This is a genomic window from Pseudomonas sp. Pseusp9 (assembly GCF_059491265.1).
Window position 1 is genome coordinate 5,107,076 of sequence record NZ_CP168500.1, and the last position, 26,072, is coordinate 5,133,147.

At 59.7% G+C, this 26,072-nt stretch carries 26 protein-coding genes and 1 pseudogene; 9 read left to right on the forward strand and 18 right to left on the reverse strand.

Annotated elements, in window-relative coordinates:
* Nucleotides 1-76 precede the first annotated feature (76 nt).
* Nucleotides 77-715: a glutathione S-transferase family protein gene (locus ACEN8E_RS23250; RefSeq protein WP_495590030.1), complete on the forward strand. Its 639-nt coding sequence runs from the start codon at nt 77-79 to the stop codon at nt 713-715.
* Between the two features lie 259 nt (nt 716-974).
* On the opposite strand, the gene ACEN8E_RS23255 is transcribed toward ACEN8E_RS23250, so the two are convergent.
* The 6 genes and pseudogenes from ACEN8E_RS23255 to ACEN8E_RS23280 all read right to left on the reverse strand — a co-directional run bounded on the left by ACEN8E_RS23255 (nt 975) and on the right by ACEN8E_RS23280 (nt 6,324).
* A complete protein-coding gene (locus tag ACEN8E_RS23255) occupies nt 975-1,514 on the reverse strand; it encodes a methyl-accepting chemotaxis protein (protein ID WP_495593380.1) in 540 nt (179 codons plus the stop codon).
* A gap of 6 nt (nt 1,515-1,520) precedes the next feature.
* A pseudogene (locus ACEN8E_RS23260) lies at nt 1,521-2,294 on the reverse strand (PAS domain-containing protein); the annotation flags it as partial.
* Between the two features lie 455 nt (nt 2,295-2,749).
* Nucleotides 2,750-3,763, reverse strand: a complete 1,014-nt coding sequence (locus tag ACEN8E_RS23265; protein WP_495590031.1) for an ABC transporter substrate-binding protein — start codon at nt 3,761-3,763, stop codon at nt 2,750-2,752.
* Entirely contained in the window at nt 3,760-4,308 is a 549-nt protein-coding gene (locus ACEN8E_RS23270; RefSeq protein ID WP_495590032.1) for a sigma-70 family RNA polymerase sigma factor, read from the reverse strand. The genes ACEN8E_RS23265 and ACEN8E_RS23270 overlap by 4 nt, the downstream gene beginning before the upstream one ends.
* Nucleotides 4,309-4,448: 140 nt before the next feature.
* Nucleotides 4,449-5,240 (reverse strand): phosphate/phosphite/phosphonate ABC transporter substrate-binding protein, encoded by a 792-nt coding sequence (locus ACEN8E_RS23275; protein ID WP_495590033.1) that lies wholly within the window; start codon nt 5,238-5,240, stop codon nt 4,449-4,451.
* 142 nt (nt 5,241-5,382) lie between these two features.
* On the reverse strand, nt 5,383-6,324 hold the full coding sequence (locus ACEN8E_RS23280) for a fatty acid desaturase (RefSeq protein ID WP_495590034.1): 942 nt from the start codon (nt 6,322-6,324) through the stop codon (nt 5,383-5,385).
* Nucleotides 6,325-6,652: 328 nt separating this feature from the next.
* On the opposite strand from ACEN8E_RS23280, the gene ACEN8E_RS23285 reads away from it, so the two are divergent.
* On the forward strand, nt 6,653-7,099 hold the full coding sequence (locus ACEN8E_RS23285; RefSeq protein WP_495590035.1) for a GNAT family N-acetyltransferase: 447 nt from the start codon (nt 6,653-6,655) through the stop codon (nt 7,097-7,099).
* A gap of 59 nt (nt 7,100-7,158) precedes the next feature.
* On the opposite strand, the gene def is transcribed toward ACEN8E_RS23285, so the two are convergent.
* Both def and ACEN8E_RS23295 read right to left on the reverse strand, forming a co-directional pair.
* Nucleotides 7,159-7,698: a peptide deformylase gene (gene def / locus ACEN8E_RS23290; protein WP_495590036.1), complete on the reverse strand. Its 540-nt coding sequence runs from the start codon at nt 7,696-7,698 to the stop codon at nt 7,159-7,161.
* Nucleotides 7,699-7,700: 2 nt separating this feature from the next.
* Complete coding sequence (locus tag ACEN8E_RS23295) at nt 7,701-8,657, reverse strand: YihY/virulence factor BrkB family protein (protein ID WP_007990353.1); 957 nt, start codon at nt 8,655-8,657, stop codon at nt 7,701-7,703.
* On the opposite strand from ACEN8E_RS23295, the gene ACEN8E_RS23300 reads away from it, so the two are divergent.
* Both ACEN8E_RS23300 and ACEN8E_RS23305 read left to right on the forward strand, forming a co-directional pair.
* On the forward strand, nt 8,641-8,859 hold the full coding sequence (locus ACEN8E_RS23300; RefSeq protein WP_495590037.1) for a hypothetical protein: 219 nt from the start codon (nt 8,641-8,643) through the stop codon (nt 8,857-8,859). The genes ACEN8E_RS23295 and ACEN8E_RS23300 overlap by 17 nt on opposite strands.
* 154 nt (nt 8,860-9,013) lie before the next feature.
* The gene (locus ACEN8E_RS23305; RefSeq protein WP_008019269.1) at nt 9,014-9,391 is read left to right on the forward strand and encodes a hypothetical protein; all 378 of its coding nucleotides are present in this window, start codon (nt 9,014-9,016) and stop codon (nt 9,389-9,391) included.
* A 152-nt stretch (nt 9,392-9,543) separates the two neighbouring features.
* On the opposite strand, the gene fadD1 is transcribed toward ACEN8E_RS23305, so the two are convergent.
* Both fadD1 and fadD2 read right to left on the reverse strand, forming a co-directional pair.
* A complete protein-coding gene (fadD1, locus tag ACEN8E_RS23310) occupies nt 9,544-11,244 on the reverse strand; it encodes a long-chain-fatty-acid--CoA ligase FadD1 (RefSeq protein ID WP_495590038.1) in 1,701 nt (566 codons plus the stop codon).
* A gap of 391 nt (nt 11,245-11,635) precedes the next feature.
* The gene (gene fadD2 / locus ACEN8E_RS23315; RefSeq protein WP_495590039.1) at nt 11,636-13,324 is read right to left on the reverse strand and encodes a long-chain-fatty-acid--CoA ligase FadD2; all 1,689 of its coding nucleotides are present in this window, start codon (nt 13,322-13,324) and stop codon (nt 11,636-11,638) included.
* 245 nt (nt 13,325-13,569) lie between these two features.
* Between fadD2 and ACEN8E_RS23320 the strand changes: the two genes are divergently transcribed.
* On the forward strand, nt 13,570-14,514 hold the full coding sequence (locus ACEN8E_RS23320; protein ID WP_495590040.1) for an alpha/beta hydrolase: 945 nt from the start codon (nt 13,570-13,572) through the stop codon (nt 14,512-14,514).
* Nucleotides 14,515-14,556: 42 nt separating this feature from the next.
* Nucleotides 14,557-15,027 carry a MaoC family dehydratase gene (locus ACEN8E_RS23325; RefSeq protein WP_495590041.1) on the forward strand — a complete coding sequence of 157 codons (471 nt, stop codon included), beginning with the start codon at nt 14,557-14,559 and terminating at the stop codon, nt 15,025-15,027.
* Between the two features lie 125 nt (nt 15,028-15,152).
* On the opposite strand, the gene ACEN8E_RS23330 is transcribed toward ACEN8E_RS23325, so the two are convergent.
* Complete coding sequence (locus tag ACEN8E_RS23330) at nt 15,153-15,620, reverse strand: ferritin-like domain-containing protein (RefSeq protein ID WP_495590042.1); 468 nt, start codon at nt 15,618-15,620, stop codon at nt 15,153-15,155.
* Between the two features lie 203 nt (nt 15,621-15,823).
* Between ACEN8E_RS23330 and ACEN8E_RS23335 the strand changes: the two genes are divergently transcribed.
* A complete protein-coding gene (locus ACEN8E_RS23335) occupies nt 15,824-16,060 on the forward strand; it encodes a DUF3820 family protein (protein ID WP_003227425.1) in 237 nt (78 codons plus the stop codon).
* Between the two features lie 19 nt (nt 16,061-16,079).
* Entirely contained in the window at nt 16,080-17,261 is a 1,182-nt protein-coding gene (locus tag ACEN8E_RS23340; RefSeq protein WP_495590043.1) for an aminotransferase class V-fold PLP-dependent enzyme, read from the forward strand.
* Nucleotides 17,262-17,263: 2 nt separating this feature from the next.
* Here the strand turns inward: ACEN8E_RS23340 and ACEN8E_RS23345 are convergent, their stop codons facing one another.
* The 4 genes from ACEN8E_RS23345 to zwf form a co-directional block, all read right to left on the reverse strand.
* Nucleotides 17,264-17,989, reverse strand: coding sequence for an intradiol ring-cleavage dioxygenase (locus ACEN8E_RS23345; protein WP_495590044.1), 726 nt, complete (start codon nt 17,987-17,989; stop codon nt 17,264-17,266).
* Nucleotides 17,990-18,288: 299 nt separating this feature from the next.
* Nucleotides 18,289-18,954: a bifunctional 4-hydroxy-2-oxoglutarate aldolase/2-dehydro-3-deoxy-phosphogluconate aldolase gene (locus ACEN8E_RS23350; RefSeq protein WP_104449181.1), complete on the reverse strand. Its 666-nt coding sequence runs from the start codon at nt 18,952-18,954 to the stop codon at nt 18,289-18,291.
* 17 nt (nt 18,955-18,971) lie between these two features.
* The gene (gene pgl, locus ACEN8E_RS23355) at nt 18,972-19,685 is read right to left on the reverse strand and encodes a 6-phosphogluconolactonase (RefSeq protein ID WP_495590045.1); all 714 of its coding nucleotides are present in this window, start codon (nt 19,683-19,685) and stop codon (nt 18,972-18,974) included.
* Nucleotides 19,672-21,141: a glucose-6-phosphate dehydrogenase gene (gene zwf, locus ACEN8E_RS23360; RefSeq protein ID WP_495590046.1), complete on the reverse strand. Its 1,470-nt coding sequence runs from the start codon at nt 21,139-21,141 to the stop codon at nt 19,672-19,674. Before zwf ends, pgl begins: the two co-directional genes overlap by 14 nt.
* A 228-nt stretch (nt 21,142-21,369) precedes the next feature.
* Here zwf and ACEN8E_RS23365 point away from each other — a divergent pair, with 228 nt between their 5' ends.
* Nucleotides 21,370-22,230 (forward strand): MurR/RpiR family transcriptional regulator, encoded by an 861-nt coding sequence (locus ACEN8E_RS23365; protein ID WP_170948639.1) that lies wholly within the window; start codon nt 21,370-21,372, stop codon nt 22,228-22,230.
* A 157-nt stretch (nt 22,231-22,387) separates the two neighbouring features.
* Here ACEN8E_RS23365 and ACEN8E_RS23370 read toward each other — a convergent pair whose 3' ends face one another.
* The 3 genes from ACEN8E_RS23370 to ACEN8E_RS23380 form a co-directional block, all read right to left on the reverse strand.
* Nucleotides 22,388-23,242: a D-hexose-6-phosphate mutarotase gene (locus tag ACEN8E_RS23370; RefSeq protein WP_495590047.1), complete on the reverse strand. Its 855-nt coding sequence runs from the start codon at nt 23,240-23,242 to the stop codon at nt 22,388-22,390.
* 114 nt (nt 23,243-23,356) lie between these two features.
* Entirely contained in the window at nt 23,357-24,703 is a 1,347-nt protein-coding gene (locus ACEN8E_RS23375; RefSeq protein ID WP_495590048.1) for a carbohydrate porin, read from the reverse strand.
* A 204-nt stretch (nt 24,704-24,907) separates the two neighbouring features.
* Nucleotides 24,908-26,068 (reverse strand): ABC transporter ATP-binding protein, encoded by a 1,161-nt coding sequence (locus tag ACEN8E_RS23380; RefSeq protein WP_495590049.1) that lies wholly within the window; start codon nt 26,066-26,068, stop codon nt 24,908-24,910.
* Between the last annotated feature and the right edge of the window lie 4 nt (nt 26,069-26,072).

Sequence of the window (26,072 nt, forward strand, 5' to 3'; positions counted from 1 at the left end):
GGAAATTCTCTGAAACCCCTTTCCTTCAGACCACTCCTACAATTACAGACACGCCATTCGCGATGGAGCTGCTCAAATGGAACACACCCTGAAGATTCTCGGCAAAGCCTCGTCCATCAACGTCAGAAAAGTCCTGTGGACCTGCGAAGAACTGGGCATAACCTACGAACGCGAGGACTGGGGTAGTGGCTTCGCGTCCACCCACAGCCCCGAGTTTCTCAGGTATAACCCCAACGCCCAGGTGCCGGTGATCATCGACGACGCCGGTGTGCTGTGGGAATCCAATACCATCTGCCGTTACCTGGTCGGCAAACACCACCACCATCACAGCGAGTTGCTGCCCACTGAACCGGCGGCACGCGCCCGGGTGGAACAGTGGATGGACTGGCAAGCCACCGAGCTCAACCCGTCCTGGCGATACCCGTTCATGGCACTGGTGCGCAAGGACCCGGAATTCCAGGACCCGCATGGCCTTGAAGTCGGCATCCGCGGCTGGAACCAGAAGATGGGCATCCTCGAACATCAACTCGCGACCACCAAGGCCTATGTCTCCGGGCCGCAGTTTACCCTGGCCGACATCGTCATCGGCCTGTCGGTCAATCGCTGGCTGATGACCCCGATCGAGCGTCCCGACTACCCCGCTGTCGATGAGTATTTCAAACGCCTGGCGCAACACCGCGGGTTCCTCAAGCATTGCTGCAACGGCTTGCCCTGAATGGCCGCAGGTTGCTCGCGATGGACCCAAGAGCGCTGCGTTTAGCCAGGAAACACGCGTAATCGTTATCGACCATCGCGAGCAAGCTCGCTCCTACAGTGGCTCAGCGCTTTTTTTGTAGGAGCGAGCTCGCTCGCGATGGACCCAAGAGCGCCGCGTTCAGCCAGGAAACACATGTAATCGCTCGCGATGGATGCAAGAGCGCCGCGTTCAGCCAGAAAACACGCGTAATCGTTGTCGGCCGTCGCAGTTGCCGCGATCAGTTCAATTGCAACGTCGAGTTGAACTGACTGATCGCATCCACCACATGCCGCGAGCCCTGCTGGATTTCCAGGATCACTTCCCCCGCCTCGTTCGCCAATTCCACGCCCAGGCCGGTTCGACTCAGGCTCGATTGCATGCTTGAGACCGCACTGAGCGACAAATCGTGGTTCTTGCGCACCACCTCGACAATCTCCAGCGTCGCCTGACTGGTGCGCGCCGCGAGGCTGCGCACTTCATCGGCCACCACCGCAAACCCGCGCCCGTGCTCACCGGCCCGCGCCGCTTCAATCGCCGCGTTGAGCGCCAGCAGGTTGGTCTGATCGGCAATGCCGCGGATGGTCTGCACGATGGTGCCGATGATGTCGGACTGTTTGCTCACGGCATCGATACTCAGTGCCGCTTCGTTCAGGTCCCGGGATATGTGCTGGATGATCTGCACCGTCTGCTGCACCACCTCGGACCCCTTGCGGGCACAGACGTCGTTTTGCACCGAGGTGCTGTGGGCCGATTCAGCGGCGGTTTGCAGGGTGGTCATCTGGTTGGTGATGTCGCTGGCAAACTTGACCACTTTGTACAGCCGCCCCTTGGCGTCGAACAACGGGTTGTAGGACGCTTCGAGGAATATGGTCTGCCCCTGTTTGTTTCGGCGCTCGAAACGGTGGGAGTGGTATTCGCCGCGGTTGAGTGACGCCCAGAAATTACGGTAATTCTGGGACTCGGCTTCGGCACGGTGGCAGAACAGGCTGTGATGCTGCCCCACCACTTCGCTGAGCGAATACTGCATGGTTTTCAGGAAGTTTTCGTTGGCGGTGATGACCTTGCCTTCTGGTGTGAATTCGATCACAGCCATGGAGCGGCCGATTGCAGAGAGCCGGCTTTCGTTTTCGTGCTCTTTGTTGATCCGGGCGGTGATGTCGGTGGCGACCTTGATCACGCTCTTGACTTGCCGATCAGGGCCCAGCACCGGCATGTAGCTGGCATCGAGCCAGATCTCCCGGCCGCTTTTGTGCAAGCGCAAGAAGGTCCCGCTCAGCGGCTCGCCCCGCGCCAGATCGCGCCATAACCTGGTGTAGTCATCGCTGCGGTAATACTGCTCTTCACAAAAGACCCGGTGATGTTTGCCGCGCACTTCTTCGGCGCTGTAACCCATGGCACTGCAAAAGTTTTCGTTGGCGTCGATGACGATGCCGTCCGGGGTGAATTCAATCATCGCCATCGAACGACTGATCGCCGCCAACTTGGCATTGGCCTCAGTCAGCGCACAGCTGAATCGTTCGATTTCCAGCAGGTCAGCCTTGTGATGTAGGTTGAACATGGTTGTATCACCTTCCGCGCGTTTTTTTGATTGATGAAAGTTGCAGGTCTTTCAAATCCACCACTACGTTCCGTGGAACAGGCACACGCATCCCTCCAGAAAGAAGGACTAGTCAGGTGATAAATGATGATCAATCGGAGGGTCCTTATAGCGACTCGCCCATCAAGACATCCTTCTCTTGATAGCCCGCACGCGGGCCAGCCCTAACAGATTCAAAACAATTTCCATTTAGCGGACAGCTCCCTGTCATCAAGTGTCGGTGCCTTCGATTGCGCACTCTTGCGACCAGACATCGACCGCCTCACGACGGTCGACACAGTTAGTTACACCTGATCATAGACAGCAACCTTGGGCTTGCAAGGCCACTAGTCGGCCACTATTGGGGACAAAATCGGTTCAGCGGCTTGTCGGAGGGGGGATTGCTCGCGATGACAACCTTGCGGATACCAAAAAAACTACAAGCTGGCACTCACCCTGGTCGCCACCTCCCCCGGCACCCAGCCCTTCCACACCTGCGGCTGTTCACGCAAAAACGCTTCGGCGACTTCACGAGGTTTCTGGCGCTTTTCACTCATCTGGCCCAGGGTCTGGTTCAACAGATCAATCGGCAGGTCGACCCTTTCAAAGAACGTCACCAGATCCGGGTACTGCGCCTTGAACGGTGCCGATACGCCGATGGCCAGGCTGGCGGGCATCGAGCGTGTGCCTTTGGGGTTCGGGTTGTTGGCGTCGGCCAGGGTTTTCCAAGCCTCGATGTCGAATGGCGGTTCGTCGAGTTTCACCAGCTTGAAACGCCCCAGCAGCGGGGTCGGCGACCAGTAGTAGAACAGTACCGGTTTGCCACGGCGGATCGACGACGCCACCTCGGCATCCAGTGCGGCACCGGACCCCGTACGGAAGTTGACGTAGCTGGCGGTCAGGTCGTACGCCTTGAGTTTCTGGCTGTTGACGATTTCCGAGGTCCAGCCGGTCGGGCTGTTGAGAAAGCGCCCGCGACTGGGGTCTTCGGGGTCGCGGAACACGTCCTTGTACTTCGCCAGATCGGCAACGGATTTCAGCTCCGGGGCCAACGGCTTGATGCCGCGCTCGGGGTCGCCCTTGATCACGTACTCCGGCACCCACCAACCTTCGGTGGCGCCCTTGACCGTATCGCCGAGGCCGAACACCTTGCCCTCCCCGGCAGCCTTGACCCAGGCCGGGCTGCGTCCGGCCCACTCTTCACCGATGACCTGGATATCGTTTTTGGCCAGCGCCGCTTCAAGGCTGACGGTGCTGCCCGGCAGCGTGTCGGTCGGATAGCCGTAACCTTTTTCAACGATCAGGCGCAGGATTTCGGTGATCAGGCTGCCGCTTTCCCAGGTGATGTCGCCGAAGTGAATGGGTGCGGCTTTTTCCGTGGCCGAGGCCGGGTTGGACAACAGGCTCAGGGCCAGCAGCGAACTGCCGAGCAGGGTTTTGATCGATCTCATGCGGACCTCTTGTTCTGGAGTGGACGGTTCAGGGATTGATTGGCGCTGTGCCGGTCGCACAGGGCCTGGGAGCGGGTCATGTAGTCGCTGACCGAACGCAGCGAGATGCCCAGCGCTGCGGCAATTTGCGGATAGGTCAGGCCGTCGATCCGCGACAGCAGGAAGGTCGAGCGCACTTTGCCGGGCAGCCGCTGAAGACTGCGCTCGACACGGGCCAGGGTCTGGGACCACTGAGCCAGCTCTTCCGGCGATTCGGCGTGGATCGGCCCGGCCAGTTGCAGTTGCTGGAGATACCGGCGCTCCAGATCACCTCGACGCCAACGCTGATAGAGCAGGCGCCGGGCGATGGTGGTGAGCAAGGCACGGGGTTCACGGATTGCCGTCAGGCCAGGGGCTTCGAGCAGTTGCACGAAGGTTTCGCCGGCAATGTCTTCGACAGCGGCGGCATCGTTCAGAGACTGGCGCAGGCGTGTGCAGAGCCAGTGGTAGTGAGCGCGGAACAGTCCGTCCACGTGTTTGCGATGAAGAATATCGGCGCCGGACATAGGGGCTCCTGGGTTAGGGGTCGCTGAATGTCCGGTGGTCCGGTGTGGCGAATCCTAACAAGGAGCCTTATTCATTAATAATACTTAAAACTTATTTTTATATTCACGTATGGAATTAAAAATAAATGGCCGATGGACCGCTAGCGCAAAACCCCATACCCCAACGCCTCGGCTTCCCGCTGATAGTCGAGCACCACCTGATAGTCGCTTTCGCTGGCCGGCAACACCTCAGGCAAGCCGAGGATTTCGGCGACGTCAGGTAATTCACGCAACGCTTGATTCATCGCCTGCAATAGCGCTTGAGCCTGCTGATCGCTGACGGTGGTTGAGGTGATGTAGGGCAACGTCGGGCTGAAGGCACTGCGAGCGATAACACGCAAACCGGCCACTTCTTCGGCGGCGTGGCGCGCCAGATAGGCAAAGGTCACGCTGTCGATGGCTGCCAGATCGGCAAGGTCTTCGCGCACCCAGCGCAGGCTTTCGCGATGGCTGCCGCTGATGCCGACCTGCGCAAAAAACCGCCCGTCACGCTGCAACGGCGCCAATCGCTGGCGCAGCAGATTCATGCCGCTGTTGGAGTCCACGCCATTGATCACGCCTCGGCTGTCGCGGAAGTCCGCCAGGGTTCGCTGTGCATCTTCGATGCGCCCCAGAATCAGGCTGCAATGATTGCCACCACGGCTGTCCGGCAGTTCATAACGAGGGCGCCCCAGCACCCGGACTTTGCCGCGCAATGCCGTCATCAGCGGATAGCCGCAGGTTTGTGTGAGCAGCAGGTGTGGCGACAGCCATAGCTCCGGCAGTGTCAGGCCCTCGGCATCACGGCGGGTTTCGCCCAAGTGCTCGAGGATGCGCGCCAGCCAGCGTTCGTTGGCCTGGTGGATGGGGTCGGGGGCGGTGTACATCTGTAGTTCGGCGATGTGGTGGGTCATCGAAACTTCCTCATGCAACGCATATCCCCTGTGGGAGCGAGCCTGCTCGCGAAGGCGTCGTGTCAATCGACATCAATGCAATCTGTCACACCGCTTTCGCGAGCAGGCTCGCTCCCACAGTAGATCAATGGCGATTCAAAGATCAGTGAAACGGATGCCTCGGGCTGTCGATGGCCTTCACGCCATGTTCACGCCACAACTGCCCATAGCCCTGCACCAGAAACCCGCCACTGCGCGCCAACCACTGCTCGCGGCGGGCCCGGTAGGCGTGGGGCAAGTCGTACCAGGGCAACCCCGGCAACTCGTGATGCACCAGGTGGAAATTGAGGTTCAGGAACAACCAGCGCCACGGCCAGGCGGCTTCATTGAGTACGGTTCGTTGCTCCGGTGCCGCCTGAGGTCGATGTTCATAGTAGGAGCGAATCATGGCGATCGACAGCGCCGGCACGCTGATCAAAAACAGGTAATGCCAAACCGGCAGTACGCTGAAACTTGTAATAAACAACAGCATCAACCCGGTCATCGCGCCGTGACTCAGCCACATCAGCCAGGCCTGGAGCTCACCTGCCCTCAGGCGCTGCAGTTCTTCGCGGGCCAGCGTCAGCAAGGCCAACGGCGCGCCAACGGCAAAGCGGCCGAGCACGGTCTTGTTCAGCCAGTGCAGGCTGCGCACCCGCCGTGAACTGCCCTGCCACTGCTCGGCGCTCAGGTAACGGCTTTCCGGATCGCGACCGGGGATCGTCAGGTCCTCGTCGCGGTGATGCAGCAAATGGCTATCGCGGTACAAGGTGTACGGATACCAAACGGCAAATGGCGCGTAGCCAAGGATTTTGTTCAGGGTTACCCAGCGCGTGGGATGACCGTGCAGCAGTTCGTGTTGCACGGACAACCACAGCACCAGCAAGGGGATCAGCAACAGCGTGCTCCACCACAAACCCAGCCGATGGCTGTTGAGCACGATGCCCAACCAGCCGCCATACACGCCGATCAACAGCAGCCAGGTCGGCCATTCGGTGCGAGCGGTGAAGCGTCGACGCAGGGTTTCGATTTCTTCTTGGTGGGCGCTATCGAAGTAATGGGGCATGGCGTTGCTCAGATCGGGACCAATCCCTCTCTGTGCAATGGCCTTGGCAAATCTTGCAGATTATTTTCAGGAGGATCGCTCCCATGTTGCATGGGAGCGATCAATCAACGCCGGATCAGTGACCGAACACGCCGACCTTTTTGGCTTTCTTGTCCGCACGCTTTTCAATGGCGGTTTTCACTGGTTTCTTTTTCGCCGCTTTCTTTGAATCCATACCTTTGGACATGATGCGTACTCCACTCGTGGGGATGTGAAATCAGGTATACACCTATCCCGGCGCGTGTGTTCTTTTATAATCGCCCGCTTTGCCTACCGACTATCCAAAACCATGTCCGACACCCAATACACCTTGCTCGACGAGCCGTTATGGCCATTGATGAACAAGTTCTACCGCGCTCACCAGTCGTCGATGAAAGCCGTGCGCGACGCGCAGTTGTGGGTGGCCCGGCGTGACGGAATCGTTGCCGCGCTGTGTTTGCGTCCGGTGTCCGGTGGGCATTGGCTGACCGGGTTGTTTGTCGATCCGCAGTGTCGCGAACAAGGGCTTGCCGCCGGGTTGATCGCGGCCGCGGTGAAGGATTGCGAACTGCCGGTGTGGCTGTTCTGTCATCCGGATTTGCGGGGGTTTTATGAGCGTCGCGGCTTTACTTTCGATCCGCCGATGCCTTACGCAATGGTTGAACGCTTGAGCCGGTATGCGCGCAGCAAGCCGATGATTGCGATGGGGATGGAGCCCTGTAGGAGCGAGCTTGCTCGCGATGGAGTGTCAGGTTAAGTGGTGTCGACTGACACACCATCGCGAGCAAGCTCGCTCCTACAGGGTTCTGCGTCGCATCAGTCGTCGGCGTTGGGGTCCAGGTCCGGGAACATCACCTCGGTGAAGCCAAACTTGCTGAAGTCGGTGATGCGCGACGGGTACAGGCGGCCGATCAGGTGATCGCATTCATGCTGCACCACCCGTGCGTGAAACCCCGAGGCAATGCGCACGATGGGCTCGCCCTTGGGGTCGACGCCTTCGTAGCGAATCTGCTGGTAACGCTGCACCGCGCCGCGCAGGCCCGGTACGGATAAACAGCCTTCGTAACCCTCTTCCAGGGTCGGGCTCAGCGGTGTAATCAACGGGTTGATCAGGATCGTCTGCGGCACGGCCTCGGCATCCGGATAACGCTCGCTGTGCTCGAAACCAAAGATCACCAGCTGCAGGTCGACACCGATCTGCGGAGCCGCCAGGCCAACGCCTCCCACACTTTCCATGGTCTGGAACATGTCATCGATCAGTTGCCACAGCTCGGGGCTGTCGAACATCTCGGCCGGTACTGGCGGGGCAATGCGCAGCAGGCGCTCGTCGCCCATTTTCAGAATTTCACGAATCATGATCAGGTTTCATCAATGGTCGGTTTGTGTGAGTGATCGCGCCCCAGGCCCGATACGTGGTGTTTTTCCTCATGGACGGGACCATGCTCGCCAGCGACTTTTTCGCCAGGGTCCTTGCCCTCTCGCGACATGTGTTCGATCACCGCATTCATCTCCGCGCCCAGCAGCAGCACCGCGGCGGAAATGTAGAAGTACAGCAATAGCACAATGATCGCACCGATACTGCCATACATGGCGTTGTAGTTGGCGAACTCCTTGACGTACAAGCCGAAGCCCAGGGAGGCGATGATCCACACGACCACCGCCAGCACCGAGCCTGGGGTGATGAAGCGAAACTCCTGTTTGACGTCGGGCATGACGTAGTAGATCAACGCCACCGCGACCATCAGCAGAATCACGATCACCGGCCAGCGCGCGATGGTCCAGAGCGTGACGATAAAGTATTCAAGGCCGACCTGCGCGGCGATCCACTCCATCACCTGCGGCCCGAGCACCATCAGCGCGGCGGCGATCAGCAGCATGCCGGCAATGCCGACGGTGTAGATGATCGACAACGGAAAGCGTTTCCACAGCGGGCGCCCTTCGACCACGTCGTAGGCAGCGTTCATCGCACTCATCATCAGCCGCACGCCAGCGGAAGCGGTATATAGAGCAATTACAATACCCACCGAGAGCAAGCCACCCTTGGATTGCTGAAGCTGGTCGATCACCGGGTTGACCTGCTCCAGTGCCTGGGGCGGCAGCACGAGTTCCGATTGCAGGCGCAGCCAGGAGAAGAAGTCGGGCAGATGCAGGAAGCCGATCAGGGCAATCAGGAACAGGATGAACGGAAACAGCGAAAACAACATTTGATAGGCCAGCGCCGAGGCATAGGTCGACATCTCGTCGGCGATGAACTCGGTGACCGTGCGCATCATCACACGGTGCAGGGGTAAGCCTCTCATGTCCGGAAAAATCATTAGCGTCTCCATTCGCCGCTTTCGCATTTGGGTTGAAGTCGTGGCGACTCTGGGGGCCGTTTCCTTCACCAAGGTAGCCCAGTTGGCGACTTTGAAACAAATTCAGCGTGCAAGTTCAGGCTGCCACAAAAATGGCCATCCGGGGATGGCCGCTTCTTCTTTTATTAACGGCATTTCAATGCGAGGAAAGGTCGTTTCATAAGGTTGACCGGGGGCTTTTGCAGGGAGTTTCATTTATTTGCACCACGACATTTCATCGTTCAGTGCAGGTTGCGCTTTATGTTTGCCGGCCAACCCTTGAGAATGCGCAACACATTCAGGCCATGGCGCTGAAGATCCAATCCCGTAGGAACGTTATGAAACTCGATAAAAAGCAGGCCATTGCCCGCAGAAACCAGGAACTCGGCGGTGCTGTGCTTGGCGTCAACAACTGCCACTTCACCGAATTGAACCGCAACCGCAATATCTGGTGGTTCGACATCCCGGTATCGCGCCTGGCCGTGGGTCAGTACGAGTGGATTCACCTGCTGATGCACACGCCGGACACCGACGAGCTGCTGCACCTGAAAGTGCCGACCGTGTTCCTGCGCGAGAAGCTCGAAGGCCTGGTGGTGCGCAATGAAGGCAAGCGCAAGGCGGCATTGAGCCTGGAACTGAGCGCCGACAAGGACTCCTTCCTGCAGGACATGCGCCCGGCGGGCACCAACGTCAACTTCGCGCCGTTTCGCCAATAAAGGCAAAAGCTTCGCGAGCAGGCTCGCTCCCACAGATGATTGCATACGGTCAAAATTGTGGGAGCGAGCCTGCTCGCGAAAGCGGTCTGAAAGGTGCCATTGACCTGTCAGGCACGCAAAAAAAGCCCCGCATTTGCGGGGCTTTTTGTTGATTACGCGGTGGCTTTCTTCGCGTTGATCTTCTTCAGCTCTTCATCGCGCAATTCACGACGCAGGATCTTGCCGACGTTGGTGGTCGGCAGTGCATCGCGGAACTCCACGGAGCGCGGGACCTTGTAGCCGGTGACGTTGGCGCGCATGTGCTCCATCACCTGTTCCTTGGTCAGGGTCACGCCCGGCTTGGCAACGATGAAAATCTTGATCGCCTCGCCCGATTTTTCGTCCGGCACGCCGATGGCCGCGCATTGCAGCACGCCCGGCAGGGTGGCCAGCACGTCTTCGAGCTCGTTCGGGTACACGTTGAAACCGGAAACCAGGATCATGTCTTTCTTGCGATCGACAATGCGCATGTAGCCATCGGGCTGGATCAGCGCGATGTCACCAGTCTTCAACCAGCCTTCGCTGTCGAGGATCTCGTCGGTGGCTTCCTGGCGCTGCCAGTACCCCTTCATGACTTGCGGCCCCTTCACGCACAGTTCGCCGATTTCGCCCAGCGGCTGCTCGACACCCGCATCGTTGATGACTTTGCACAGGGTCGACGGCACCGGAATTCCAATGGTGCCAACCTGGACGTGCTGGATCGGGTTCACCGTCGCCACGGGGCTGGTTTCGGTCATGCCGTAGCCTTCGCAGATGCCGCAACCGGTCACCGCTTTCCAGCGTTCGGCCGCGGCCAGTTGCAGGGCCATGCCGCCCGACAAGGTCACTTTCAGCGCGGAGAAGTCCAGCTTGCGGAAACCTTCGTTGTTGCACAGGGCCACGAACAGTGTGTTCAAGCCGACAAAGCCGCTGAACTTCCACTTCGACAGTTCCTTGACCATCGCCGGCAGGTCGCGCGGGTTGCTGATCAGGATGTTGTGGTTGCCCGCCAGCATCATTGCCATGCAGTGAAAGGTGAACGCATAGATGTGGTACAGCGGCAGCGGCGTGATCAGGATCTCGCAACCTTCATTGAGGTTGGAACCCATCAGCGCCTTGCACTGCAGCATGTTCGCCACCAGGTTGCGGTGGGTCAGCATCGCGCCCTTGGCCACGCCGGTGGTGCCGCCGGTGTATTGCAGCACTGCGACATCGCTGCTGGCCGGGTTGGCTTCCGCCACTGGCTGGCCCTGGCCTTTGCTCAGCACGTCGTTGAACTTGACCGCTTTTGGCAAGTGATAGGCCGGCACCATCTTCTTCACGTACTTGATGACGCTGTTGACCAGCAGCCGCTTGAGCGGCGGCAGCAGGTCGGCGACTTCGGTGACGATCACGTGCTTGACGCCGGTTTTCGGCACCACGGTTTCAGCCAGATGCGCCATGTTGGCCAGGCAGACCAGGGCCTTGGCACCGGAGTCGTTGAATTGGTGTTCCATTTCCCGCGCGGTGTACAGCGGGTTGGTGTTGACCACGATCAGTCCGGCGCGGATGGCACCGAAGACGGCAACCGGGTACTGCAACACGTTGGGCAGTTGCACGGCGATTCGATCGCCGGGCTGCAAGTCGGTATGCTGTTGCAGGTAAGCGGCAAACGCACCGGACAATTCGTACAGTTCACCGTAGGTGAGCGTCTTGCCCAGGTTGCTGAACGCCGGCTTGTTGGCGAAGCGTTGGCAGGATTGCTTCAACACTGCCTGAATATTCGGGTACTCGTCGGGATTGATGTCGGCAGCAATCCCGGCTGGGTACTTATCCTTCCAAAAGTCTTCGATCATGGAAGCCCACTCCTCAGCAACGCGAATTCAGCACCGCATTTGATGCGATTATTATTGGTGTTTGGCCATTGGTGAATCTGGCTGATAGAAGGCCGAGAAGTCACAAAGCGCGCCGAGAGTAGCAGCTTTGCAAAGGGTCGACTAGAGCCAAAAGCGGCCTCTACGGTCACAAAAGTGACTCAAGAATGACAAGCGGTCATTTTAGAGCAAAAAACCTATAACCCCCTAAAAGCCCCGTAAACCGGGACTTTAACGCTAAAACTGTAGGAGCGAGCTTGCTCGCGAAAAACGCCCGGGCAACGCGTTCATTCAGACAGCGCGCGTTATCGTTGACGTCCATCGCGAGCAAGCTCGCTCCTACAGGTTTAAGCGAAGTGCGGCCACTCACCGATCAGGCGATATCACGCAACTCCCGCCGCAGGATCTTGCCCACCGGCGTCATCGGCAGCGACTCGCGCAGCACGATGTGCTTGGGTACCTTGTACGCCGTGAAGTTCTCTTTGCAGTAAGCCTTCAGCTCTTCAAGGCTGACGCCCGCTTCACGGGCCACCACGAACAGCTTCACCGCCTCCCCCGACCGCTCGTCGGGCACACCGATGACCGCACAGTTGGCGACGTTCGGGTGTGCCATCACCACGTCTTCGATCTCGTTGGGGTACACGTTGAAACCCGAGACAATGATCATGTCCTTCTTGCGATCGACGATACGCACGAAACCGTCCGGGTCGATCACCGCGATATCACCGGACTTGAACCAGCCTTCGGCATCCAGCACTTCGGCCGTGGCCTCAGGTTTCTGCCAGTAGCCTTTCATGATCTGCGGGCCCTTGATGCACAGCTCGCCACGCTCGCCCAAAGGTTGTTCGACGCCGTCATCGCTGATGACTTTCAGCGCAGTGCCCGGCACCGGCAGGCCGACCGTACCGATCCGCGACTGGTCGCCATACGGGTTGGTACAAGCCACCGGCGAAGTTTCGGTCAGGCCGTAACCTTCGGTGATGCGGCAACCGGTCAGTTGCTCCCAACGCTCGGCTGTCGCCTTGACCAGCGCAGTGCCGCCGGAGTTGGTGAGCTTGAGGCTGGAGAAGTCCAGGGTCTTGAAGTCCGGGTGATCCATCAGCGCGACGAACAGCGTGTTGAGCCCCAGCAGCGCCGAGAACCGCCAGTTCTTCAGTTCCTTGATGAAGCCGCCGATGTCACGTGGGTTGGTGATCAGCACGTTGTGGTTGCCCGTCACCATCATGCACATGCAGTTCGCCGTGAAGGCATAGATGTGGTACAGCGGCAGCGGCGCGATCATGACCTCCTGCCCTTCGCGCAACAGCGGTTGCCCGTCGCGGCCGAACTGTCCCAGACAGGCCCGTGCCTGTTGCATGTTCGCCACCAGGTTGCCGTGGCTCAGCATCGCGCCCTTGGCCAGGCCCGTGGTGCCGCCGGTGTATTGCAGCACGGCGATGTCATCGAGACCGACGTTCAGCGGCTTGATACCCAGGCCACGACCCATGCGCAATGCGCTCTTGAAAGAAACGGCCTGGGGCAAGGAATAGTCCGGGACCATCTTCTTGACCTTGCTCACCATCGTGTTGACCAGCCAACCCTTGGCGGTGGGCATCAGGTCGCCCATCTTCGCTTCGATCAGGTACTGGATATCGGTGTCGGGGAGCACTTCCTGGACTTTCTGGCCGAACACGTTCAGGTACACCAGCGCCCGGGCACCGGAGTCCTTGAACTGGTGACGCATTTCCCGCGCGGTGTACAACGGGTTGGTGTTGACCACGATCAACCCGGCGCGCAAGGCCCCGAACACGGCAATCGGGTAATGCAGGACGTTGGGCATCTGCACCGCGATGCGGTCCCCCGCCACCAGGTCGGTGTGGGCTTGCAGATAACCGGCGAAGGCCGCACTTTGGCGTTCCAGCTCCGCGTAGGTCAGGGTCACACCCATGTTGCTGAACGCCGGGCGGTCAGCAAACTTCTTGCAGGAACGCTCGAACACCTCGATCACCGACTTGTAGGCTCCCAGATCGATATCCAGGGGTACACCGGCCGGGCGTTTGTCATTCCAGAAATCAGGTTGCATTGTTCTTGTCCTCTTTACCTGAATCTATCCGGGGCCACTGTTCTGTCATTTTTCAAAAAAAATGCAAAAAGCGGAGCTTCACGGACACTAGCAGTTATGACGTAGCAGGCAAATATGCCCACCGCCGTCATTGATCCCATGAATCTTCTTGCCGTGGTGCAAGCTGATCAGACGCCCGACCAAGGATGCGCTATAAACTGCAACGAGCTGTTTACGACCCGGCAGCCTCATGCAAAGGAACCGCCATGATCCATGACACTTTCTGGCTGACCACGAGCGACCACAGCCGCCTCTTCGTCAACCAGTGGCTACCCGAGGGCAGCCTCAAGGCAATGATTCTGCTGGCCCACGGCATGGCCGAACACAGTGGTCGTTATGGACCCCTGGCGCAAAAGCTCTGCGATCAGGGCTATGGCGTGTACGCGCCGGATCTGCGTGGACATGGCAAAACTGCCGAAAACGGGACACTCGGGCATTTCGCCGATGACAATGGCTGGTCCAAGGTCGTGAGCGACCTGGCCTGCCTCAACCAGCACATCGGTCAGCAGCATCCTGGCGTACCGATCGTATTGCTCGGTCACAGCATGGGCAGCTACGTTGCCCAGGCTTATCTGCTGCACCACAGTGCCAGCCTGCACGGGGCGATCCTCAGCGGCTCGAACTTCCAGCCTGTGGCGCTTTATCGCGCGGCACGGCAAATCGCCCGTTTCGAACGCCTGCGCCAGGGCGGCAAAGGACGCAGCGCATTGATCGAATGGCTGTCGTTCGGCTCGTTCAACAACAAGTTCAAACCGGCGCGCACGCCGTTCGACTGGCTCAGCCGTGATCCGGCGCAGGTCGATCTGTACGTCAACGACCCGCTCTGCGGCTTCCGTTGCACCAATCAACTGTGGATCGACTTGCTCGGTGGCTTGCAGCAAATCAGCAAAGCGTCCAATCTCGCACAGATCGACCCGGGCCTGCCGTTGCTGGTGATTGGCGGTGAATGTGATCCGGTGAGCGAAGGCAAACGTCTCAAGGATCTGGCCGACGCACTGCGGGCGGCCGGCAGCCGGCACCTGCAACTGACCGTTTACCCGCAGGCACGGCACGAACTGTTCAACGAGAGCAACCGCGATGAAATCATCGCCGATGTGCTGAACTGGATCGCACAGGCCTTGAGCACGCCTCGGCCGCACCGATCCGAATAGTTTTTTTGTGAATTTTTTAATTCGTCACAGGAATTGAGACAGATGACCCAGGTTACCAACACTCCATACGAAGCCCTCGAAATCGGCCAGACCGCCAGCTTCAGCAAGACCGTCGAAGAGCGCGACATCCAGTTGTTCGCCGCGATGTCCGGCGATCACAACCCGGTGCACCTGGATGCCGAATACGCCGCCAGCACCATGTTCAAGGAGCGCATCGCCCACGGCATGTTCAGCGGCGCCTTGATCAGCGCGGCGGTTGCCTGCGAGTTGCCTGGGCCGGGGACTATCTACATCGGCCAGACAATGAGCTTTCAGAAACCGGTGAAGATCGGCGACACCCTGACCGTGCGCCTGGAAATTCTGGAAAAGCTGCCGAAATTTCGCGTGCGCATTGCCACTCGCGTGTTCAACCAGCGCGATGAGCTGGTGGTGGACGGCGAGGCGGAAATCCTCGCGCCACGCAAGCAGCAGAGCGTGACCTTGACCACCCTGCCAGCCATCAGCATCGGTTGATCGACTGGTTAAAAACACTGTGGGAGCGAGCCTGCTCGCGAAAGCGGTCTGACAGTCACCATTGATAGTGACTGACACGCCGCCTTCGCGAGCAGGCTCGCTCCCACAGGTTCTTCCGGTTTGGCTTATGAGCGGGCACGCGCCTGGTTACGCAAGGCCTTGACCTGATCGTGATTGCGCTGCACGCCATGGTACTGGCGCTCAACCAGGTCACGAATGCCCACCAGGTTGTGCTTGTCGATTTTCTCCATCGCGTCCCGGTAAGCCTTCAACGCATGGTCTTCACCACGCTCGGCTTCATTGAGTACGGCCTCTTCGCCCTTGCCGGTGAACATCGACTTCACGTCGACCCAGCGACGGTGCAAATCACCGCTGACACTGGTGGAGGTTTCTGGATCGCCCCCCATCGAACGCACGGCAGACTGCAGTTCCGTAGCAGCCGTAGCGCAATCGGCCGAACGCGCGATGAACAGGTTCCTGAGTTCAGGGTGCTTGATGTCTTCAGCGCAAGTCTTGAACCCGGCCTGACCGTCCTTGCTGGTTTCAATCAGGTCGTTGAGTACGCAAATCGCTTCTTTATTCATGTCGGTCATTTTTCAGTTCCTCGCGGTTGATGAAAGATGCAATGAGTGGTGCACCCTGCATGCCAGCCTGGAACTGTTTATTTATTCGTTATTTTTCAAGCACTTATCTACTATTCAGATATCTGTATCCGTTTTATTTGCATGATCTGTCAATTGGCCTGCATGCAGAATGCCTGTATTTTCCAGACTGACTGAATCAAGACGACCGACCGATGAATCCTGAAAAGCTCGAACTGCTGATCACCCGCGAAATGCCCTTCGGCAAGTACAAGGGTCGAATCATTGCCGACCTGCCCGGTCCTTACCTGAACTGGTTCGCCCGGGAGGGATTTCCTCACGGCGAGTTGGGCGGCCTGCTGGCCCTGATGCAGGAAATCGATCACAACGGCTTGTCGGACCTGCTCGAACCGCTACGCGCCAAACACGGCAAACCGGCCCCGCGCCACTGAATCACCTACCGAGTAGCCCATGCCCGACAACACCCGCCGCGCCCGTGATGAAGCCTTCTGGCAAACCTTTGCCGACCGCTACGATGTCGAACCCGGCCCGCTCAACCTGGAGAACGGTTACTTCGGTCGCATGTCGCGCACGGTGGTCGAGGAATACCAGCGCAACATCGAGCTCATCAATCGCGGCAATTCGCTCTACGTGCGCCAGCGCTTCGAACAGGGCGACAGCCTGAAGATCCGCGCGCAACTGGCCAGGTTGGCAGGCGCACCCGCCGACAGCATCGCCCTGACCCGTAACGCGTCGGAAGGCTTGCAGTCGCTGATCCGCAACTACAACCGGCTGCAGCCCGGCGATCAGGTACTGGTTTGCGATCTGGAATACGACACGGTCAAAGGCGCCATGCGCTGGCTGGCACGCAATCGTGGTGTCGAAGTGATCGAGATCGAACACGCGCACCCGGCCACCTTCGACAGCCTGCTCAATGGATATCGGGACGCCTTCGCACGGCATCCGCGGCTGAAGCTGATGGCCCTGACCCACGTCACCCATCGCACGGGGCTGGTGATGCCGGTGCAGGCGATTGCAGCCGCGGCGAAGGAACATGGTGTCGACGTCATCCTCGACGGGGCCCATGCCCTCGGCCAACTCGAATTTGACCTGAGCGAACTGGGCATCGCCTTCGCCGGATACAACCTGCACAAGTGGATCGGCGCCCCGCTGACGCTCGGCTTTATCTACATCGCCCCCGAACGCCTGGCCGACATCGACCCGGACATGGGCGAGATGCATTTTCCGCCTACTGATATCCGCGCCCGAACCTCGTACAGCACCCCCAACATCCCGGCGCTGCTGACCTTGCCGCTGGTGCTCGAAGAGCATTGGGCGATGGGGGGGGCCGCGGCCAAGGGTGCGCGGCTCAATTATCTGCGCAATCGCTGGGTCGGTGCAGCGCGGCAGTTGCCGGGAGTCGAGGTCCTGACCCCGGATGACTCGCGCCTGTATTGCGGCATCACCTCGATGCGCTTTACCCGGCATGCGGACCAGCAAGTCATGGTCCAGCGCCTGCTCAATGAATACAACCTGTTCACCGTGACCCGCAGTGGTGCGGCATGCGGTCCGTGCATCCGCATAACACCGGGGCTCACCACCACGGCGGCAGACATGGATGTGCTCGCCAGGGCACTGACGGAGCTGGCCTGACGTCAGACGGTGTACTTGTCAAAGTCCTCGGGCTTGATCCGTGTCGACACGGCGAGCGTGTCGATGCCGATGGTCATCTTCCCGAAGTATCCATCTTCAGCCGAGTCCCGCCCCAAGGTGTGCACGCTCAGGGTAGATTCTTCACCGCCCATGGTTGTATAGAAAAAGTCCTGATCGTTGGCCAGTACCGGCACGCTTCGGCCGCTGTACGGGCGGCTATTGAGCACCGGGCGAGAGGCCACCTCGGGCAGGTAAAGCTGCCCGACCCAGGCGACGTGCCGTTCTTGCAAATAGTTGTTGCCGGCTGTGATGCGCACGGCGACGTGAATGTGCAAAGCGCGGCCGGCGTAAAAACCCGGATAGATCGTGGTGAAGCGCACGATGCCCGCCTTGTCGGTGAATTGCCCGCCGCGCAGGTAGGTATCGTCATCGGTTCGCGGGACTGCGCCAATGTCACCGTTATCGACCTCGACATCCGGGTTGATCCTGCTCCAGCCCGAATAGGCACCGCGAGCATTGCAGTGCCAGATGTCCACCAGCGCATCGGGGACCGGCGCACCGGTCATGGCATCGACGATGGTCAGGCGCAGTACCAACGGTACGCCTTCGGCGCCTTCGCTGATGTTCCTGCGGATCAGTTTCGGGTTGCGGAAATAAGGGCCGGCAATCTGTTCGGGGGACAACAGGCAGACCGGTGCTGCGGGTGCAACTGAGGGGGTAGCGTCCATGACATTCTCTCTTCCATAAGATGAACGCAGGTTAATGCCTGGCGATTTCCGGCATGCGGTAACTATGTATCGCACGATGCCCTTGCAGGAGCGAGCTGGCTCCGGGCGGCGTTCCGACGATGGTCGTGAACGATGATGCGGGAACCCGGTAGCCAGCGGTGCCTGGAGGTTTTTCGCGAGCGAGCTCGCTCCTACAGAGGTGTTGATTGCCGCACGTTTTCGCGGGCAAAAAAAAACGGTGCACCGACCAAGCGCACCGTAAAGCCGTAGAACACACAACGAGGTGTCGGGTGAAGCGATCAGTCCAGCAGCGCCAAGGCCTCGGCGGTGCATTCCTGAATGCGGGCCCAGTCGCCGTTCTTGATCCATTCCGGATCAAGCATCCAGCTACCGCCCACGCACATGACGTTTTTCAACGCCATGTAGCTCTTGATATTGGCCGGGCCGACGCCGCCGGTCGGGCAGAATTTCACTTCGCCGAACGGGCCGCCCAAAGCCTTGATGGCTGCGACGCCACCGCTGACTTCGGCCGGGAACAACTTGAATCGGCGATAACCCAGACCGTAGCCTTCCATGATGCCCGAGGCATTGCTGATGCCTGGCAACAGTGGAATCGGGCTGGCGACGCTGGCTTCCAGCAGGTCGCGGGTGATGCCCGGCGTGACGATGAATTGCGAGCCCGCGGCTTCGGCGGCCGCCAGCATCTGGCGATCGAGCACGGTGCCGGCACCGGTCACCAGCTCCGGACGCTGCTCGCGCAGAATCTGGATGGCCTTGAGGCCGAACTGCGAACGCAGGGTCACTTCCAGGGCCGTCAGGCCACCGGCCGCGAGCGCGTCGGCCAACGGCAGAACGTCCTGCTCGCGGGCGATGGTGATCACCGGCAGGATCCGCGCTTTCGCGCAGAGGCTGTCGATCAGGGCAACTTTATCCGCCATGGAAACGGTCGGGGATGGATTTGTCATAGCGGCTGTTCCTTGGCTCATGGGCACCAGTAAATCTCTAACGTGGGTTGCAGAAATGCGCGCACCGGCATTTCGGCGACATCGTCACCGGCCAGCGCGAAACTCAGGGTGGTCAGCTTGGACTGACCGGAAATCGACAGAATCTTGTGTTTGGCCGAAGCCAGCAGCGCGCGACTCATGGTCAGGCGCTGACGCGGCACGGTCGGCGCCAGCATCGGCCAGCAACGACGTGTGCCGTCGACTTTCAAGGCCTCGGCCAGGTTCGGGCTGTCGGGGAACAGCGACGCAGTGTGGCCGTCATCGCCCATGCCGAGGATCAGCACGTCGATCACCGGCAACTCGGACAGCAAGCGGTCGGCCTGCTCGGCCGCCTGTTCAAGGTTGGCACTGGCGCTGTACAGGCTCAGGAACTGCGCCTTGGCCGCCGGGCCTTGCAACAGGTACTTCTTGAGCAAACCAGCGTTACTGTCGGCGTGCTCCACCGGCACCCAGCGCTCGTCGGCCAGGCTGACCACCACGTTGGACCAGTCCAGCGCCTGCTTGGCCAGGTGCTGGAAAAACGCCACCGGGCTGCGGCCACCGGACACCACCAGCGTCGCTGTACCCTGGGCGTCGATTGCATCGCTCAATTGTTTGGCCACTTTCAGTGCCAGGCTTTCGGCCAGCAGCACCGGGCTCTTGAACGCATGGGCGCTGACGCCCTGCGGCAGTTTCAAATCAGATATCGCCATACCATGACCTCCCGTCCCGCGTGATAAGAGCAATGGAGCTCATCGGCCCCCAGGACCCGGCCGCGTACGGCTTGGGCGCATCGCCGGATTTTTTCCACCCGGCGATCAACTGGTCACACCACTTCCACGCGGCTTCGATTTCATCTTTACGGACAAACAGGTTCTGATTGCCGCGCATCACTTCCAGCAACAACCGCTCGTAGGCATCGGGAATCCGTGCGCTGCTCCAGGTGTCGGAAAAATTCAGCTGCAACGGACCGCTGCGCAGCTGCATGCCTTTGTCCAGGCCTTGGTCCTTGGTCATCACGCGCAAGGAAATGCCTTCGTCCGGCTGCAGGCGGATAATCAGCTTGTTGCTGATTTGCAGGCGCTGCTCGGGAGCGAAGATGTAGTGCGACGGTTCCTTGAAGTGGATGACGATCTGCGACAGCTTCTGCGGCATGCGCTTGCCGGTACGCAGGTAAAACGGCACGCCGGCCCAGCGCCAGTTGCGGATGTCGGCACGCAGGGCGACGAAGGTTTCGGTGTCGCTCTGGGTGTTGGAATTGGGTTCTTCCAGGTACCCCGGTACCGCCTTGCCTTCGCTGTAGCCGGCGATGTACTGGCCGCGCACCACTTGAGTGGTCAGGCCTTCCGGGCTGATCGGCGCCAGGGCCTTGAGCACCTTGACCTTCTCGTCACGGATGCTGTCGGCGGACAGGTCGGCCGGTGGGTCCATGGCGATCAGGCAGAGCAGTTGCAACAGGTGGTTCTGGATCATGTCGCGCAGCTGGCCGGCCTTGTCGAAGTAACCCCAGCGGCCTTCGATACCGACCTTCTCGGCCACGGTGATTTCCACGTGGGAAATATAGTTCTGGTTCCACTGGGTTTCGAACAGGCTGTTGGCGAAACGCAGGGCGATCAGGTTCTGGACGGTCTCTTTGCCCAGGTAGTGGTCGATGCGGTAGGTGCGGTTCTCCGGGAAGAACTGCGCCACGGCGTCGTTGACCTTGCGCGAGGATTCCAGGTCCGAACCGATGGGTTTTTCCAGCACCACACGGGTGTTTTGCGCCAGGCCGACCTTGGCCAGGTTCTCGCAAATCGCGCCGTAGACGGCGGCCGGGGTCGCAAAGTAGGCGATGACTCGCTGCGCGGTACCGGCGGCATCGGCCAGGGCCACATAATCGTCGGGATTGAGAAAGTCGACGTGCAGGTAGCTCAGGCGCGCCAGGAAACGTTCGACCACGGCTTCGTCCAGCTCTTTGGCACCGACATAGCGGCGCAGCTCGGAGGCAATGAACGACAGGTGTTCCTGTTCGCTGCCAGACTCACGGGCCAGCGCGATAATACGCGTGTCCTCGTGCAGCAGGCCGGCGCCGTCGAGTTGATAGAGGGCAGGAAACAGCTTGCGCAAGGCCAGATCGCCCAGGGCGCCGAACAAGGCAAAGGTGCACGGTTCAACCGTAATCGAGAGCATGATGTTTGTTCTTTTATCAAGTTAAGCTACAAATACCTTTTTTCAAGGCATCACTCAAGGGAAAATGTAGTAATAACCACAACATTTTCGCAAAATACAGATTCCGAGTGGTGGTCGGTCGGAGCCATCAGTAGGATAGGCCACCGTTACGGGCCTCACCAAAGGCCCTTTTTGCATTAGCCGCGCGCTTATCGGTGCCGGTGAATCAAGGAATCCCATATGGACCGCGTGCGAAATTTACTGGAACAAATCCAGAATCGCCTTGAAGAGCTGAACAAGGCCGAGCGCAAAGTCGCCGAGGTGATCCTGCTCAATCCACAGCAGGCCACCCGGTTCAGCATCGCCGCCCTCGCCCAAGCGGCTTCGGTCAGCGAACCGACGGTCAACCGTTTCTGCCGTTCGTTCGGCGTCAGCGGCTACCCCGAGCTCAAACTGCAACTGGCCCAGAGCCTGGCCAGTGGCGCCGCGTACGTCAGCCGCGCGGTGGAAGCCGACGACAATCCGGAAGCCTATACCCAGAAGATCTTCGGCAGCGCCATCGCCTCGCTGGACAGCGCTTGCCAGGCCCTGGACCCGAACCTGATCAGCCGCGCCGTCGACCTGTTGATCCAGGCCCGGCAGATCCACTTCTTCGGCCTCGGCGCTTCAGCTCCCGTGGCGCTGGATGCACAGCACAAGTTCTTCCGTTTCAACCTCGCCGTCACGGCCCACGCGGACGTGCTGATGCAGCGCATGATTGCCTCGGTGGCCCACACCGGCGAGCTGTTCGTGATCATTTCCTATACCGGTCGCACCCGCGAACTGGTGGAAGTCGCGCGCATCGCCCGGGAAAACGGCGCATCGGTGCTGGGCCTGACCGCCGAAAACTCGCCGCTGGCCAAGGCCAGCACCCTGAGCCTGAACATTCCTCTGCCGGAGGACACCGACATCTACATGCCGATGACCTCGCGGATCATCCAGCTGACCGTGCTGGACGTGCTCGCCACCGGCATGACCTTGCGTCGGGGCGTGGATTTCCAGCCGCACTTGCGCAAGATCAAGGAGAGCTTGAATGCCAGCCGGTATCCGGTGGGTGATGAGTTCAACTGAGGCCAGATACTTCCTGGCTGAATGATCCGGCCTCTTCGCGAGCAGGCTCGCTCTCACATGGGATCTTCAGTGAACACGGCATTTGTGTTCAAAACCAATCCCCTGTGGGAGCGAGCCTGCTCGCGAAAGGGCCAGTTGCATCACCGCAAATGCTGATCTAAGCCCCCACCCGCGCCTGCAAACTCAAATGCGCCCGCTCCCCTGGCTTCAGGCACAGGCTGTCGGTACCGCCGCTTGCGGCCTCTACGCAAACGAATTCGGATATCTCGTTCCAGGTCACGCCGAGCAACGGACGTGAACCGGGATGCCAGACCACGGTGTCGGCCGTTTCGCCAGTGTCGATGCGCAGCGCCCGCTGCCAGGCATGGTCGTTGAGCTGCAATTCGCCCTCATGCTGGAACACGCGCTGACAACCGCCGTCCACGCGCAACTCGCCTTCCTGCTGACAAACCTGTCGGCTCAACTGGTCATAACCCTGCGCCCCCTCAAGCCCAGACAGCGCTATCTCGCTGACATCGCCAATACGCCAGTAAGCGTGCAAAGCCTGGCTCAACTGGCACGGCATGTCGTCCTGATGCTCGGTGCTCAGGCGCAACTCCATGCGCTCGCCCAAGTGCGCGTGCAGATCCACCTGCCAGTCGCACAACTTCAGTTGCCAGTGCAACCGCACGCCATCGTCGTCACTGTCGCTGTCGAGCAGCTTCCAGTCGAGCAACCGCGCCCAGCCATGGGACGGCCAGGCGTTTTCGCTCGGATGCCGGCCATACCACGGCCAACACACCGGCACGCCACCGCGAATGGCACCGACCTGCGGCCACTTCGCCGCGCACCACAGCCAGGGTTTCTGGCCCTTGGGCTGGAAGTGCAACAACTGCGCGCCCTGACGGCTGAACACCGCCTGACACAGCGGATGATCGATCACCAGCACGTCGCGCATCTGATAGCGCTCCCACGCGAACACCGGACGCTCGCGCAAGGATTTGAAGAAGCGTTGTAGCGGATGCTCAAGCATGTGCCACGGTCCTGAAAATCATCTGTCACCGGGGTGCGCGGCCCGCAAAAAAAAGCGGACAGCCATGGCTGTCCGCAAATATGCGCACATGGAGAGAAGCTTATCGCAACAGCGTTAGAACACCGACTGAATTTTCAGGCCGGCCACCAGCGCGTTGTCGACTTCATCCACACCACCCGGGTGCGTGACGTATTGCAGGTTGGGACGTACAGTCAGCCAGTTGGTCACGTGGAAGCCGTAGTTGATCTCGTAGTTGTATTCGGTTTCACGAATGGGCGAGAACAGCGGATTGTCGAAGTCCGAAACACCGTTGGCCGCGTTGGTCAGCTCGGCGTTTTTCTTCACGTCATCATTGACATGGATACGGGCGAAACCGATGCCCACGTCATCCTTCGGACGCGCGTCGAACGGGCCCTTGTACACAAACATCAGCGACTGGTAGTTGTCGATGAAGTTGGTGTCCTTGTCGTGGAAGGTGGCGTTGGCCGCGATGTTCAGACCGCGAGAGGCGTCGCCGTTGTGGCTGGTCAGTTGCTGTTGCGCGACGAACCAGTAGCCGTGCTTGCTATCGTGGACGCGCAATGGATTGCCGCTGGTCGCTGCGTCCTGACCGTTGTCGTCTTTGAGAACGTCGTCGGCATCGGAGGTACTTTTGTAGTAACCGACACGGTATTCACCCGGCAGGTTGTTGACCTTCGGCGACCAGACCAGTTCGATTGGCAGGACGGTGCCATTGGTACCGCTGCCGCTGAGCTTGAAGCCGTTACCGTGCTCCAGTTGCGAGGTGTTCTGGTTGTACGCGCCGATCTGGGCGTACAGCTCATCATTGATGTTGTACTTGACGCGGATCGCCGCTTGCATCACCGGCCAGTTGTACCAGATGTTGGTGGCCCAGTTACCCACCTGGGATCCGCAGAACGCCAGGTTCTGGAATTCGCACGGGAAGGTGTTGAAGTCTTCACCTTCACCGAAGTAACCGGCCTTGACGTCCAGTTTGTTGTCGAGGAACTGATGCTGGATCCACAACTGGGTCAGACGCACCATGTGGCCACGCCCGAAGACTTCCTGGGAGGAGCTCAGGGTGCCGGCACGCGGATCGCCGATACGGTCGTTGGAGATGTTCTCACCGTTACGGTTGGTGAGCTGGATCTTGGCCTGGGTGTTGTCCCAGCCCAGCAGTTTCTGCAGGTCCAGCGCAGCGCCCAGGCCGAACTGGTCGGCGTAGCGCGCGGTCTTGTCATCGTTGAAACCGCCATGCAGGTTGGCGCCGACTTCACCGACGTAATCCATCTTGATGTCGATGCCCTGCTCGATCAGTTTGGTTCGCTCGCCACCCCAATCGCCCGTCATCCATTTGGAGTCGGAGCTGAACGCTTCAGCGGCCATCGCATTGCCGGCCAGAACCAGTGCTGCCGCTGCTGACACTTGGCAGAGCAACCGGGCCTTGTTCTTCATCTTCATCCCTACTTCCTCGTTTTATTGTTATTAACTTTTCTTCTTTAACGCGGTTACATCAGTTGCGACGGATGTCTCCACCCGCCACATGTCCCCCACCTGTAGGAGCGAGCTTGCTCGCGAGAATCCTGAGAACACCGTGGGGTGTCAGGTTTCCAGTGTCATCGTTGACGTCCATCGCGAGCTGGCTCGCTCCTACAGATTTGATCTTCAACGGCCTTTGAACTGTGCGACGTTGTCAGCATGTGATTCGGTTTTCGCTACGCCAGCGACGCCCAAACGCTCACCAGTCTTGGCATCAAACAGCAGCACTTTCGCCGGATCGAATTGCAGGTTCAGCGTCTCGCCCACCGCCGGCGCCACGTCCGGTGCCATGCGGCAGCAGACCTTGGTGTCGTTGAGATTGACGAAGACCAGGGTGTCGGGACCAGTCGGTTCGGTGACCTGGACTTCGGCACGAATGGTCGGCAAACCGTTCGCTTCGCCATTGGCCAGAACGATCTGCTCGGGGCGCATGCCGAGGATCACTTCGCGGTCTTCAAGACCGGCGTCCTGCATGCCCAGCGGCAATTCGCAACGGGCCTGGCCGCTGTCGAGCAGCGCCAGCAGACGACCGTCCTTGCGTTGCAGGCGCAGCGGGATGAAGTTCATCGGCGGCGAACCGATGAAGCTCGCCACGAACAGATTGGCCGGGTTGTTGTAGATGTCCTTCGGCGTACCGAACTGCTGGATGATCCCGTCCTTCATCACCGCAACCTTGTCACCCAGGGTCATGGCCTCGATCTGGTCGTGGGTCACGTAGACCGTGGTGGTCTTCAGGCGCTGGTGCATCAGTTTCATTTCGGTGCGCATCTCGACCCGCAGCTTGGCGTCGAGGTTGGACAGCGGTTCGTCGAACAGATAAATCTTCGGCCGCCGCGCCAGGGCACGGCCCATCGCCACACGCTGTTGCTGGCCACCGGAGAGTTGGCCGGGCTTGCGGCTAAGCAGGTGCTCAATCTGCAACAGCTTGGAAACCCGAGCGACTTCTTCGTCGATTTCCGCGGTCGGCATTTTGCGGATCTTCAGGCCGAAGGCGATGTTGTCCCGCACGCTCATGGTCGGGTATAGCGCGTAGGACTGGAACACCATGGCGATGTCGCGATCCTTGGGGCTCATGCCACTGATGTCGGCGTCATCCACCAGGATCGCGCCGCCGCTGATGGTTTCAAGGCCCGCGATGCAGTTCATCAAGGTGGATTTGCCGCAGCCCGACGGGCCGACCAGGATCAGGAATTCCCCGTCATCGATCTTCAGTTCGATGTTTTTCAGGGTGTCCGGCAAACCGGCGCCGTAGGTCTTGTTGACGTTGCGTAATTCGAGAGTTGCCATGTTT

Excerpts from the sequence above, each read along its gene's own strand:
- ACEN8E_RS23250 (WP_495590030.1), top strand. The coding sequence starts at position 77 with ATGGAACACACCCTGAAGATTCTCGGCAAAGCCTCGTCCATCAACGTC.
- ACEN8E_RS23255 (WP_495593380.1), bottom strand. The coding sequence starts at position 1,514 with ATGACCACCCTGCAAACCGCCGCTGAATCGGCCCACAGCACCTCGGTG.
- ACEN8E_RS23265 (WP_495590031.1), bottom strand. The coding sequence starts at position 3,763 with ATGAGATCGATCAAAACCCTGCTCGGCAGTTCGCTGCTGGCCCTGAGC.
- ACEN8E_RS23270 (WP_495590032.1), bottom strand. The coding sequence starts at position 4,308 with ATGTCCGGCGCCGATATTCTTCATCGCAAACACGTGGACGGACTGTTC.
- ACEN8E_RS23275 (WP_495590033.1), bottom strand. The coding sequence starts at position 5,240 with ATGACCCACCACATCGCCGAACTACAGATGTACACCGCCCCCGACCCC.
- ACEN8E_RS23280 (WP_495590034.1), bottom strand. The coding sequence starts at position 6,324 with ATGCCCCATTACTTCGATAGCGCCCACCAAGAAGAAATCGAAACCCTG.
- ACEN8E_RS23285 (WP_495590035.1), top strand. The coding sequence starts at position 6,653 with ATGTCCGACACCCAATACACCTTGCTCGACGAGCCGTTATGGCCATTG.
- def (WP_495590036.1), bottom strand. The coding sequence starts at position 7,698 with ATGATTCGTGAAATTCTGAAAATGGGCGACGAGCGCCTGCTGCGCATT.
- ACEN8E_RS23300 (WP_495590037.1), top strand. The coding sequence starts at position 8,641 with ATGTCCGGAAAAATCATTAGCGTCTCCATTCGCCGCTTTCGCATTTGG.
- ACEN8E_RS23295 (WP_007990353.1), bottom strand. The coding sequence starts at position 8,657 with ATGATTTTTCCGGACATGAGAGGCTTACCCCTGCACCGTGTGATGATG.
- ACEN8E_RS23305 (WP_008019269.1), top strand. The coding sequence starts at position 9,014 with ATGAAACTCGATAAAAAGCAGGCCATTGCCCGCAGAAACCAGGAACTC.
- fadD1 (WP_495590038.1), bottom strand. The coding sequence starts at position 11,244 with ATGATCGAAGACTTTTGGAAGGATAAGTACCCAGCCGGGATTGCTGCC.
- fadD2 (WP_495590039.1), bottom strand. The coding sequence starts at position 13,324 with ATGCAACCTGATTTCTGGAATGACAAACGCCCGGCCGGTGTACCCCTG.
- ACEN8E_RS23320 (WP_495590040.1), top strand. The coding sequence starts at position 13,570 with ATGATCCATGACACTTTCTGGCTGACCACGAGCGACCACAGCCGCCTC.
- ACEN8E_RS23325 (WP_495590041.1), top strand. The coding sequence starts at position 14,557 with ATGACCCAGGTTACCAACACTCCATACGAAGCCCTCGAAATCGGCCAG.
- ACEN8E_RS23330 (WP_495590042.1), bottom strand. The coding sequence starts at position 15,620 with ATGACCGACATGAATAAAGAAGCGATTTGCGTACTCAACGACCTGATT.
- ACEN8E_RS23335 (WP_003227425.1), top strand. The coding sequence starts at position 15,824 with ATGAATCCTGAAAAGCTCGAACTGCTGATCACCCGCGAAATGCCCTTC.
- ACEN8E_RS23340 (WP_495590043.1), top strand. The coding sequence starts at position 16,080 with ATGCCCGACAACACCCGCCGCGCCCGTGATGAAGCCTTCTGGCAAACC.
- ACEN8E_RS23345 (WP_495590044.1), bottom strand. The coding sequence starts at position 17,989 with ATGGACGCTACCCCCTCAGTTGCACCCGCAGCACCGGTCTGCCTGTTG.
- ACEN8E_RS23350 (WP_104449181.1), bottom strand. The coding sequence starts at position 18,954 with ATGACAAATCCATCCCCGACCGTTTCCATGGCGGATAAAGTTGCCCTG.
- pgl (WP_495590045.1), bottom strand. The coding sequence starts at position 19,685 with ATGGCGATATCTGATTTGAAACTGCCGCAGGGCGTCAGCGCCCATGCG.
- zwf (WP_495590046.1), bottom strand. The coding sequence starts at position 21,141 with ATGCTCTCGATTACGGTTGAACCGTGCACCTTTGCCTTGTTCGGCGCC.
- ACEN8E_RS23370 (WP_495590047.1), bottom strand. The coding sequence starts at position 23,242 with ATGCTTGAGCATCCGCTACAACGCTTCTTCAAATCCTTGCGCGAGCGT.
- ACEN8E_RS23375 (WP_495590048.1), bottom strand. The coding sequence starts at position 24,703 with ATGAAGATGAAGAACAAGGCCCGGTTGCTCTGCCAAGTGTCAGCAGCG.
- ACEN8E_RS23380 (WP_495590049.1), bottom strand. The coding sequence starts at position 26,068 with ATGGCAACTCTCGAATTACGCAACGTCAACAAGACCTACGGCGCCGGT.